We start from the raw sequence: 12155 nt of genomic DNA, 5'->3' as shown, positions 1-12155 counted from the left end.
ATGGCGGAGCAAAAAGAAAATGGCAATCCCCTGCGGCTTAGGGGAGGGTTCGGCGGCAGAAACCGCGGCGGTCCGGTCGTTAAACCCCGCGATTTAAAAAAAACGCTGGCCAGATTGTGGCTTTATCTGGGTAAGGAACGAAAGATGCTTGCCGTTATTTTCGGCCTTATTTTGGCCGATTCGGCCGTAACTCTCGCCGGACCTTATTTAATCGGCGTTTCTATTGACGCCATGCCGCCGGTGGGGAAGACCGCCGACTTTGCTGTCCTGGGGCGGCTGCTGGTCTTGCTGGCGGCGGTGTATATTACAGATGCGCTGCTTACCTTTTTGCAGGGCTGGCTTATGGCAGGGCTTGGCCAGCGGGTTGTGCTGGGTTTGCGGCGGTCGTTGTTCGCTAAGCTGCAGAAACTTCCCCTGGCGTTTTTCGATACCCGTCCCCACGGCGAATTAATGAGCCGGTTGACGAATGATATTGATAATGTAAGTAATACTATCTCCCAGTCAGCCGCCCAGCTTATGTCCGGTACCATTGTCATTACCGGGTCCCTGGCTATGATGATTGTCCTGAGTCCGCTGCTTACGCTGGCCAGTCTCATCACGGTGCCGCTGGTCATTTTACTGACACGGATAATTTCCCGCCAAACCAGTGTTTTGTTTAAAGAACAGCAGAACCGGCTGGGCCGGTTAAACGGCTATGTGGAAGAAACGATTTCCGGTATTCCGGTGATTAAAGCCTTTAATTATGAGCATAAAGTGATTGCGGAATTTGAGGGAGTTAACCGGGATTTGTACCAGATCGGTCTAAAGGCTCAAATCTGGTCGGGCTTTCTCATGCCGCTCATGAATGTGATTAATAATATCGGCTTTGTCGCGGTGGCGTCGGTTGGCGGCATACTGGCGCTAAAAGGACTGATTACGGTCGGCGTGATCGCCAGCTTTCTGAGTTATTCCCGCCAGTTTGTCCGGCCGTTAAACGACCTGGCGAATATTTTCAATACTCTGCAGTCCGGTGTCGCCGGGGCCGAGCGGGTGTTTGAGGTCCTTGACGAACCGGAAGAACCTGCCGATTTGCCGGATGCCGCTATCCTGGAAAATCCGCAGGGTCAGGTGGTGTTTGAAAATGTTTCCTTTGGATACCGGCCTGATGTTCCCGTTTTGAAAAATATCAGTTTTACCGCCCCGGCGGGCGCCAGCATGGCCCTGGTAGGCCCCACGGGAGCGGGGAAAACCACGATTGTTAACCTGCTTACCCGGTTTTATGATGTAACGGGCGGCCGGATTCTGATTGACGGCCGGGATATCCGGGAATATAGCCGGGATAGCCTGCGCCGCTGTTTTGGCATTGTCTTGCAGGATACGTACCTGTTTGCCGGCACAATCCGGGAAAATATAAAATACGGCAATCCTCGGGCCAGCGACGGGGATATGGTTGCCGTTGCCGTCCTGGCAAACGCCGATGCGTTTATCCGCCGGCTGCCGCGGCAATATGATTCGCTGCTGGCGGAAAACGGCGGCAATTTGAGCCAGGGGCAAAGGCAGCTATTGGCAATTGCCCGGATTATCCTGGCAAAGCCTTCCATCCTGATCTTAGACGAGGCGACCAGCAGCATCGATACCCGTACGGAGCTTAGCATCCAGGACGCACTGTTCAATATTATGAACGGGCGGACCAGCTTTATCATCGCCCACCGTCTGAATACCATCCGCAATGCGACGGAGATTGCGGTCATCGACCACGGCGAAATCGTGGAAAAAGGCAACCATGACGGGCTGATCAACCGGCGGGGAATTTATTACCGCATGTTTTTCAACCAGTTCCTTGGCGCAAGCACTGAAACCTAATTAGGAAGTTTCGCCGGAAAACAGATGGGTTATATACCCTCGCTGATTTCCGGCGTCCTTTTAATTCTGGGGTCAGTAAACAGATCGGTTTCGTCGGTGGAATGGGTGGAAAACTCGGAAATGACCGTGCCGGAACTGCCGGCCTGGAACCAGTGCAGCGTATCGGGAAATAAGGTATACTGCTCCCCGGGGTTCAGTTCGATCTCCCGCCAAACCGTATAATATGCTTCTGAACCGTGGGGCGGGCGGCAATGGGGATTCGGTGTTTTTTCTCCTGCCACATATAAATAGACTCTGCCGTAGCGGCACCGGAAGGTTTCTTCCTTGCCGGGAAGGGCGCCGGTGGAAGGATGTTTGTGCTCAGGACAGGTCTGATGGGGCAGCAGCACCATTTCCTTGGCGCAAACCCGGTCGGTGTTTACGTATACGATCAGCTGCAAGCCCGTATGCTCCACGTCCTGCAAGCCGAAATCGGCGATTTCGATTCGTTCTTTTTCGGCGGTGGTAAGGACAATGCCGGCCCGCTTATAGTATTGGCAGGCGGCTTGCGCCAAGCGTTCGTATTCTTCCTTACTGATCATTCTTATGGCTCCTTTCGGCGATACACGCCCAGTTCCTGCGCATCCCCAACATTTAATTTCCAAAACCGCAGCCGCGGTTTTTCTTTTTATTGTAGGCGTTTTCCGCTGGCCCGGCAGCTGTATTATGTCATAAGGAATCCATTACATTTGTCATTTTTTGGTAATGAAAAGAGAGGATTCTTATGGTTTATAAGGAATTCTATAAATGTAAAATATTTCCTGTTTAAAAACCGGACTGGGCAGGAGTGGTGCCATGAATCAGAAAAATCTGTATTTAATAAGAATGCTGATGCTTTTATTGAATATCGTAATCATTTTATTTATGTCATCGATTATTTATGAAGCGACGGAACGGATTTGCGATCATTATATGGCCCGGGACTTTCTGGAAAAGATAAAGTTTACGCCCATTGCTCCCTGGAAAGTCCCTGCATTCTCTTTATCGCTGCTGGCCCTGTTGATTTTGACGGTTATTTTCCGGGAGCGGTTTTGGGGGCATAGCAAGCCGGTACTTTATTTGTTTTCTATTGCCGATATCCTATTCTGCATTGCCATCATGTATTGCCTGAACATGAGCTACAAGGGAGTTATCCTGCTTTCCATCGCCAATATTATCGTCTATATAGACCGGGACCGGAAAAAATATCTGCTGGTTATTTTATCGGTGCTGGTTTATATCCTGTTTGATTATGATATTTTTTCGATAAAGTTAAATTTGTTTTCCCTAAATGATTATATACAGTATTACACATCGGCCCAGCGTCTGTATATCTTTGGAATTCGCAATGTTTTGATCTCCCTCAATGAAGTGCTGTTTATTCTGTTTATGATGATCGTGATTCAAAATCAGGTGAATGAGAAAATGAAAATTAAGGAGTTATATGACAAGCTTTATCAAACGGCCGAGGAATCAAAGATTGCCAATATCCAGCTGCAGGAATACAGCCGCAAGGTAGAGGCTATGGCCAAAACCAGGGAAAGAAACCGTCTGGCCAGAGAGATTCATGACACCATAGGACATACTCTCACCGGGATTGCCACGGGACTGGAGGCGTGCAGCGAAATTATCGACCGGGACCTTGAGAAAACGAAGAGCCAGATTCAGAAAATAGCGGAACTGGCGAAGAAAGGGCTGCTGGAGATCCGGAAATCGGTGAGCGCCTTACGCCCGGACGCGACGGAACGGTTATCGCTGATTTCGTCCCTGCAGAAACTGGCCGATGACATTACGGAATGTACCCGAACCAAGGTGAATTTCCGGGTTGAAGGAGAAGTCAGAAAGCTTTGGGTTGATGAGGAGGAAACGGCCTACCGGTTTATTCAGGAGGGAATTACCAATGCCGTGCGGCACGGCAAGGCAAAGGAAATTACGATTCATTTCCGGTTTGAACCCAATGCCGTAAAAATTGAAATTCAGGATGATGGGGTGGGCTGCGCGGTCTTTGAGGAGGGATTTGGACTGACTCATCTTAGGGAAATGGTGGAGATGCTGAATGGAACCGCCGGGTTTTTTAGCCAAAGCGGCGCCGGTTTTACCATGCAGGCCCGATTGCCGGTAAGAGGGAGGTAGTGGAATGATTAAGCTGTTGATTGCCGAGGATCAAGAGATTATCAGACAGAGTCTCGAAATTATGCTGAGCAACAAACCGGGCATCGATATTGTCGGTTCGGCGGAGAACGGCAAAGAGGTGCTGAAGCTGGTAAAGAAAGTCCTGCCCGACGTAATCTTGATGGATATACGCATGCCGGAAATGGACGGGGTACAATGCATTGAGATGATTAAGGATGCTTGGCCGCAAATTAAGATTATTGTACTTACCACCTTTGATGACGATGAATATGTGTTCAATGCCCTGAAAAATGGCGCCAGCGGGTATCTTTTAAAGGGAATTTCCGTAAAGGAACTGGTGGAAGCCATTCGAATCGTCCACGGCGGAGGCGCTTTAATTAATCCCAATATCGCCGTAAAGGTCTTTAAGTTTTTTTCGCAAATGGCGAACGCCGACTATATTGTGAATGTGACCAAAAATGCCATGGAGGATTTAAGCAAAAATGAATTGAAAATTATTCAGTTTATCGGGATGGGAATGTCCAATAAGGAAATAACGGAAAAACTGAGATTCAGCGAAGGGACCATCCGGAATTATATCAGCAACATTCTGAGCAAGCTGAATTTGAGAGACCGGACCCAGATTGCCATCTATGCCGTGCAGTCGGGCTTAACCATTAAGAAAGTCGGTGACTAAAGTGAACGGCGAGGTATGGAAAAATACAAGGACTATGCTGGTGCCCGTCGGTTCGCTTTGTATCCTGTTTTTGATCCTGGCGGCGTTTAAGGGATATCAGTTCGTAAACCGGCCGGTGGTTCTGGAACTGGGGATTTTTGCCGGCAGCTACTGGGATGTTCCGATCCAGAACAGCGATACGTTCTATGACGAGGCCATTGCCGAATTTGAAAAACAGCACCCGGGGGTTAAAGTCAAATACAGCAGCGGCATCTTAAAACGGAACTATTCGGAATGGGTATCCCAGCAGATTATTCGCGGCGGGGAGCCGGACGTTTTTTGCATTCTGCCCAACGATTTTAATACCTTTGTTTCAATCGGGATTTTAAAGGATCTGGATGAAATGATTGGGAGAGACCCGGAGTTTGATAAAAGCAAAATGTATGTAAATGCCGTTAAATCGGGGCAGTTTCAAGGACGCCAGTATGCTCTGCCGAGCGAAGTGTCGCCTGTTTTGATGTTTGTCAACAAGACGCTTCTTAACCGGGAAGGAATCAAGATGCCAAACGGCAATTGGACCTGGGATGATTTTTACCGGATTTGTGAAAAGGTGACGAAGGATACGGACGGCGACGGTCAAATTGACCAATTCGGCACCTTCGGCTTTGAATGGAAGGATGCCGTGTATACCAACGGGCAAAAGCTGTTTAAAGCGGACGGCAGCGCCGCCTACTTTGACAGCCCCGGCGTGGTGGAAGCACTGGAATTTATCATGAAATTAAATCAATTAAACCGGAATGCGAGAGTTACGGCCAGTGATTTTGACGCCGGCAGAGTCGCTTTCCGGCCGTTTCTTTTCTCAACCTACAAAGCCTATAAGCCATATCCGTACCGGATAAAAAAATATGGCCAGTTTGAATGGGAATGTATAAAATTGCCGAAAGGACCCCGGGGAAACAATGTTTCCGAATTGCACAGCCTGCTGATGGGAATCAGCTCCCGGACCAAACATCCGAAGGAAGCCTGGGAATTCCTGAAATTTTTAGTATATAAAGAAAGGACCCAGACCAATGTTCTCAAGTATTCTTACGGCATCCCCGTTTTGCGGTATATTACAGAGTCGGAATTTGGCGAGCGCGTGTTTTCCGCCGTCAGTCCGGAAGAAACGTTTATTAATAAATCTCTGCTGAGCGAGGTTATAGAGCAGTCGATTGTTACGCCCAAATTCCAAAAATATGAGGCGGCCATCGCTATGGCGGATAAAGAAATTTTTCAGGCCGTCAGCATGGAAAAAGACCCGAAAAAGGCCATGGAAGACCTTAATAAGGAAATCAATGCGTTTCTGAAAAATAATTGAGACGACTTATTCTAGGTTAAAGCAATAGTCATAATATTCAATTATATATGTCATTGGCCGGTGACAAATATAACCGAATATTGTGACAAAATACATATGATTTTACTTCACTGCAATTTTATAATGGGTTTGTAATCTTCCGGCGGCAAACCGGGTTTAGGTTGACGGGAGGTGTGAGCGGGGGTTCCCGGGAAAACTGCAGGCCGGAACGGTAGTGAGTCGTCAAAACGAGTAGATGGGGGGAGTTGTATGAAAAAGATTGTATCGATTCTGTTTGTTGTGTTGTTGAGCGTGAGTTTGCTTGCAGGCTGTGCCGGTTCCAAGCCGAGCGACACCGCCGCCAAACCGGATGGGGCAGCTAAAAAACTGAAATTCGGCTATACCTGCATGACCATGAATAATCCTTTCTTTATTACGCTGGAAAAATCGATTCGCGATGAAGTGGAGAAAAACGGCGGTACCCTGGTTACCCTGGACCCGCAGCTTGATACGCAGAAACAGATTGCCCAGGTAGAGGATATGATCGCGCAAAAGGTGGACCTGATTTTCTTAAATCCCGTGGACTGGAAAGGAATCAAGCCGGCCCTGGACGCGGCCCAAAAAGCGGGAATTCCCGTGGTAAACTTTGATGCCCAGGTATTTGACAAGGACCTGGTAAACTCGATTGTAGCATCCGATAACTTTAATGCCGGTAAGGTTTGCGGCGAAGATTTGGCTAAGAGAATGCCCGACGGCGGCAAGATTGCGATCATTGATTCGCCGACGATGAAGTCGGTAATTGACCGGATTGACGGCTTTATGGCGGGGCTTGGCGACAAGAAGGACAAGTTTACGGTTGTCGCCCAGCAGGACGGCAAAGGACAACTGGAGGTTTCCATGCCGATTGCCGAGGCGATTCTGCAGGCCCATCCCGATGTTAAGGCTTTCATGGGCGGGAATGATCCGACGGCCCTGGGAATTATAGCCGCTCTTAAGACGGCTAATAAGAAAGGAATCCTGGTATATGGCGTCGACGGCGCCCCGGAAGCGAAAGCCGCGATTAAAGACGGCGATATGACTGCAACCGGCGCCCAATCACCGATTAATATCGGCAAGGAATCGTATAAGATTGCCATGCAAATTCTTAAAAACGAGAAATATGAAAAATATGTTCCGGTAAAAACAGAATTGATTAACGCGGACAATGTGGATAAATTCGGTGTAAAAGACTGGCAATAAAGAAAGCTTGTTTTTCTTTCCCCAACAGCGCGAGGTTTTAAGAAAAGAGAAATGGTCAGAAAGTTTTATCTGGGAAAACGGCATAAAACTTTCTGACATTTTTATTTCTTAGCCGCTATTTCTTACTAATTTATAAGATAGCAGGTGAAACGGTGAGCAAAACGGTTCTTGAGATGAAAAATATTCATAAACGTTTCCCGGGAGTTTATGCCTTGAGGAACGTACATTTTGACCTGAAGGCGGGAGAGGTCCACGGTTTGCTGGGAGAAAACGGAGCGGGCAAATCGACTTTAATGAAGGTGCTTGGCGGCATCTATAATGTGGATGAAGGCGAGATTTACATTGACGAGCGAAAAGTGGCAATCCGCGATGTAAGTGACGCGCAAAATGCGGGGATCAGCATCATCCACCAGGAGCTTGTCCTGGTGCCGTACCTGTCGGTGGCGGAAAACATTTTTTCCGGCCGGGAGCCAACAGGAAGGTTCGGATTGATTAAAAAGGCGGCGATGCGGGAAAGGGCGCAAAAATTACTGGACTCGTTTAATCTGGGTATCGACGCCGGCAAATTAGTCGTCCAACTAAATATTGCCCAACAGCAAATGGTGGAAGTGGTCAGGGCGATTTCCTTTAAGGCGGGGATTTTAGTAATGGATGAACCTACCTCGTCTTTGACGGAAAAAGAGGTAAATTTTCTTTTTGCCACGATTGCCAATTTGAAAGCGCAAGGGGTGGGCATCGTCTATATTTCCCACCGAATGTCGGAACTTTTCCAGATAACGGACCGGATTACGGTTCTGCGGGACGGACAATACATCGGTACCAGGGTAACGAAAGATACCAGTGTCGACGAACTGATTGCCATGATGGTGGGACGTGAACTTACCAGTTATTATGAAAAAACGTCCCACCCTTTGGGGGAAACGGCCCTGGAGATCAAGGAACTCACCCGGCAGGGGATCTTTTCCAATATTAATTTTAGTGTCCGCAAGGGAGAAATCGTCGGCGTTTCCGGACTGGTCGGCGCGGGGCGTTCCGAGATTATGCGGGCCATATTCGGTCTGGACCCGGTGGATAGCGGCGAAATTTATGTATACGGTCAAAAGGCGTCAATTAAATCGGCGGCCGATGCCATGGCGCTGGGGTTGGCACTGGTGCCGGAAAACCGGAAGGATGAGGGGCTCATCCTGAAGGGAAGCGTAGGCTATAATATGACCCTTAGGGTATTGGATGAATTTATCAAGTGGGTGAAAGTAAATAAAACCCGGGAAAATGAAATTATAAATAGCTATATTGAAAAGATGGGTATAAAAACAACGGATCCCCGCCAATTAATCAGCAATCTCAGCGGCGGCAACCAGCAAAAAGTTGTCATCGCCAAGTGGCTGACCGGCAGTCCCCAAATACTAATTTTGGATGAGCCGACCCGGGGTGTGGATGTCGGCGCCAAAGCGGAGATCTACGCCATTATGAACCGATTGGCCAGGGAGGGCGTGGCAATCCTGATGATTTCTTCCGAGCTGCCGGAGATTATTAATATGAGTGACCGGGTTGTGGTAGTGCACAACGGCAGGATAGCGGGAATCCTGAACCGGGAGGAACTTTCCCAGGAAAAAATAATGCATTTGGCAACAGGAGGGATGTAGCTATGATGAAAGCTGAGACGGCCCGCCGGCCGAATCTTTTTGATAAGGCAGGGCTGGAGATTTTTGAATTTGTTAAAGAAAATTTAGGTATCTTAATCGGGTTTATTGCGTTATGCGTCGGCCTGTCCATCATTTCACCGGCCTTTTTGACGGAAGAAAACATTCTGAATATATTGCGGCAGGTATCTACCAACGCCAACCTGGCCCTGGGAATGACTCTTGTCATCATTATCTGCGGGATTGACCTTTCCGTCGGTTCGGTAGTGGCTCTTTCCGGCACGGTGGCGGGCGGACTGATCGCCTTCAGCCATGTGCCGATTCCCATCGCGGTGTTTACCGGAATTCTGGCCGGCACCCTGGCCGGCGCTTTTAACGGCGTCATGGTGGCCTATTCGGGCATTCCGGCGTTTATCGTGACTCTGGCGATGCTGAATATCGCCCGCGGCGCCGCGTATGTTTACACGGGCGGTCAGCCCATCCGGGTAATGAACGAAGCGTTTAACGCAATCGGTGCGGGTTATCTGGGACCGGTCCCCCTGCCGGTAATCTATTCCTTTCTGTTTCTGCTGATTACCGCGGCCATTTTGAACAGTTCCAAGCTGGGCCGCCATATCTACGCCATTGGCGGAAATAAAGAGGCCGCCCGGTTTACGGGCATAAAAATCAAGCGGGTCGAAATTTTTGTATATACTTTTTCCGGTTTTATGGCGGCATTTTCCGGGGTTGTCCTGGCTGCCCGCATGTTCTCCGGTCAGCCTACCGTCGGCAACGGCTTTGAGCTGGACGCTATTGCCGCGGTTGTCTTAGGCGGTACCAGCATGATGGGCGGAGTGGGCAAAATCGGCGGCACGTTACTGGGCGTGCTGGTAATCGGCGTTCTCAATAATGGACTGAACCTTTTGAATATCAATTCCTTCTGGCAGCTGATTATCAAAGGCGTTGTCATTCTGGCAGCCGTCTATGTCGACATGATGAAGAAGCGCAAAGAAGCGGCAAACTGAATGAGCCCCTTCCCGCGCCCTGAGCCCTGCGCCTTGAGGCGAAAAATCGCGCAGCGGTTTTTCTTGACAGCAGGAATTGACGGTATACAATGAGAAAGTAAGCAATATACCTTGTACAGAATGCGGGAGAATCAACCATGTTGGAAAAAGCGCGAAGTTTATTACAAAAATATTACGGCTATGCCGATTTCCGCCCGGGTCAGGGTCAAATCATCACGAGTCTCTTGGAAGGCCGGGATACGCTGGCCGTTATGCCGACCGGAGCCGGCAAATCCCTGTGTTTTCAACTGCCGGCCCTGCTGCTGCCGGGGATAACGGTTGTGATTTCACCTCTGATTTCGTTGATGAAGGACCAGGTCGATGCGCTCCACAGTGTAGGCATTCCGGCTGCCTTTATCAACAGTTCCCTGACCATGGCTGAAGTGAGGGAACGCCTGAATGCCGCACGGCGCAATCAATATAAACTGCTTTATATTGCGCCGGAACGTCTGGCCTCGGAGCCATTTCAGGCTGCGTTTAAGGAAATGCAGGTATCTTTGGTCGCTATTGATGAAGCGCATTGCGTTTCACAGTGGGGGCACGATTTTCGTCCCAGTTACCGCGCCGTCGGCCCTTTTATTGCGGCTTTGCCTGACCGGCCGGTCATCGGAGCTTTCACCGCTACGGCCACGGAAAATGTAAAACAGGACATCATCGGGCTCATGGAACTTGCCAATCCGGCGGTCTATGTAACCGGCTTCGACCGGCCCAACTTGTCCTTCGCTGTGATTCGCGGCGAAAATAAACAAAATTTTATCCGGCAGTATGTGTCGGCCAACCGGAACCGGTCAGGCATTATCTATGCCGCGACGCGGAATGAAGTGGATAATTTATATGCCGCACTACGCAAGAATGGCTATTCCGCCGGTAAATATCACGCCGGACTACCGGATGAGGAACGCCGGCAGAATCAGGAAGCTTTTATCCAGGACGACTGCGAGATTATGGTTGCCACCAATGCCTTCGGCATGGGCATTGATAAATCGAATGTGCGTTATGTCATTCATTATAATATGCCGAAAAATATGGAGGCCTATTATCAGGAAGCGGGCCGGGCCGGCCGCGACGGCGAACCCAGCGAATGCATCCTGCTGTTTGGCGCCCAGGACACGATGCTGCAGAAGTTTCTTATAGAACAAACCGTCACCGATCCTGAACGGAAGATGAGTGAGTTCGGCAAACTGCAGGCTATGGTGGATTATTGCCATACGCCGCAGTGTCTGCGCCGCTATATTCTGGCCTATTTTGGCGAAACGGCGGCGGCTGACGAATGCGGCAACTGCAGCAATTGTAAGGAAGACGCCGAACTGGCCGATATCACTCTGGAAGCGCAGAAGGTATTTTCCTGTGTTTTGCGGCTGAAGGAACGGTATGGCGCCACGCTGATTGCCGATGTTTTGAAAGGAGCTAAAAATAAGCGGGTCCTGCAGGGGGGCTTTAATACACTTTCGGTTTATGGGATCATGCAGGAATACCCGCTGCAGGAAATAAAAGACCTGATTAACCGGTTGATTGCCACGGAATATCTCTGCCTTACGGAAAGTGAATATCCCGTTGTCAAGCTGACCCCTAACGGGGTTGCGGTATTAAAGAATCAAGCGCAGGTATGGCAAAAAGTGCCCCGGCGGCCGCAGCGAACAGCCGATACGAATTCGCTGTTTGAAGTGTTGCGGGCTTTACGCAAGGAAATCGCCGCCCGGGAGCAGGTGCCGCCTTATGTTGTTTTTGCCGACAGCACCCTGAAAGAGATGAGTGAAATTTGTCCGGTTGATGAGACTGCTTTGCGTTCCGTCACGGGCGTAGGGGATATCAAATTAAAACGCTACGGCGCCGCTTTTCTAAAGGTAATTCAAGAATATACAGCCAGTCATAAGCTGACGCCGCCGCCGGCTGCTAGCGCCCCGGCCGCGGCGGTCACGAAAGAAAAAGAGATTCCCAGCCATGAAATTACCCTGCAATTGTTTTGCGCCGGTTATGAGCCGGCGCAAATTGCGCGGCAGCGGAATTTAAAACCGGTCACGGTAGAGGACCATTTGCTGCGGTGCAGCCGGGAAGGCCACTCTATTGACTGGTCCCGGCTTATTCCGGCCCGGGAAGAAGCATTGATCCTGGACAAAATTAAGGAGCTGAAAACAGGCCGGCTCAAACTGCTGAAGGACGCCCTGCCGGCTGAGATCGACTATGCTACCATTAAAGCGGTTTTATGTAAGCACCGGCAGGATGTTGCCGGATTTTAAAAAACTGCTACC

The 12155-nt window shown here is 49.6% G+C and carries 9 protein-coding genes; 8 read left to right on the top strand and 1 reads right to left on the bottom strand.

The window, feature by feature from the left end; translation table 11 throughout:
• Complete coding sequence (locus LUCIF_RS24745) at positions 1 to 1842, top strand: ABC transporter ATP-binding protein (RefSeq protein WP_122630504.1); 1842 nt, start codon at positions 1 to 3, stop codon at positions 1840 to 1842.
• A 29-nt stretch (positions 1843 to 1871) separates the two neighbouring features.
• Here the strand turns inward: LUCIF_RS24745 and LUCIF_RS24740 are convergent, their stop codons facing one another.
• Positions 1872 to 2423, bottom strand: a complete 552-nt coding sequence (locus tag LUCIF_RS24740; protein WP_207858442.1) for a D-lyxose/D-mannose family sugar isomerase — start codon at positions 2421 to 2423, stop codon at positions 1872 to 1874.
• Positions 2424 to 2676: 253 nt separating this feature from the next.
• Between LUCIF_RS24740 and LUCIF_RS24735 the strand changes: the two genes are divergently transcribed.
• From LUCIF_RS24735 to recQ, 7 genes are all read left to right on the top strand, one after another.
• Positions 2677 to 3993, top strand: coding sequence for a sensor histidine kinase (locus tag LUCIF_RS24735; RefSeq protein WP_122630502.1), 1317 nt, complete (start codon positions 2677 to 2679; stop codon positions 3991 to 3993).
• Between the two features lie 4 nt (positions 3994 to 3997).
• Positions 3998 to 4669: a response regulator transcription factor gene (locus tag LUCIF_RS24730; protein WP_122630500.1), complete on the top strand. Its 672-nt coding sequence runs from the start codon at positions 3998 to 4000 to the stop codon at positions 4667 to 4669.
• A gap of 1 nt (position 4670) precedes the next feature.
• The gene (locus tag LUCIF_RS24725) at positions 4671 to 6005 is read left to right on the top strand and encodes an ABC transporter substrate-binding protein (RefSeq protein ID WP_207858431.1); all 1335 of its coding nucleotides are present in this window, start codon (positions 4671 to 4673) and stop codon (positions 6003 to 6005) included.
• A 249-nt stretch (positions 6006 to 6254) separates the two neighbouring features.
• The gene (locus tag LUCIF_RS24720) at positions 6255 to 7223 is read left to right on the top strand and encodes a sugar ABC transporter substrate-binding protein (protein WP_122630498.1); all 969 of its coding nucleotides are present in this window, start codon (positions 6255 to 6257) and stop codon (positions 7221 to 7223) included.
• Between the two features lie 152 nt (positions 7224 to 7375).
• Positions 7376 to 8866 (top strand): sugar ABC transporter ATP-binding protein, encoded by a 1491-nt coding sequence (locus LUCIF_RS24715; protein WP_122630496.1) that lies wholly within the window; start codon positions 7376 to 7378, stop codon positions 8864 to 8866.
• A 2-nt stretch (positions 8867 to 8868) separates the two neighbouring features.
• The gene (locus LUCIF_RS24710; RefSeq protein WP_207858428.1) at positions 8869 to 9867 is read left to right on the top strand and encodes an ABC transporter permease; all 999 of its coding nucleotides are present in this window, start codon (positions 8869 to 8871) and stop codon (positions 9865 to 9867) included.
• Between the two features lie 137 nt (positions 9868 to 10004).
• Complete coding sequence (gene recQ / locus LUCIF_RS24705) at positions 10005 to 12143, top strand: DNA helicase RecQ (protein ID WP_122630494.1); 2139 nt, start codon at positions 10005 to 10007, stop codon at positions 12141 to 12143.
• Positions 12144 to 12155 lie beyond the last annotated feature (12 nt).

Source organism: Allolucifera butyrica, from assembly GCF_900476375.1.
In the GTDB taxonomy this organism is placed as follows: Bacteria; Bacillota; Negativicutes; order Sporomusales; family UPPP01; genus Lucifera; species Lucifera butyrica.
This window is presented reverse-complemented; position numbering and strand designations above follow the sequence as displayed.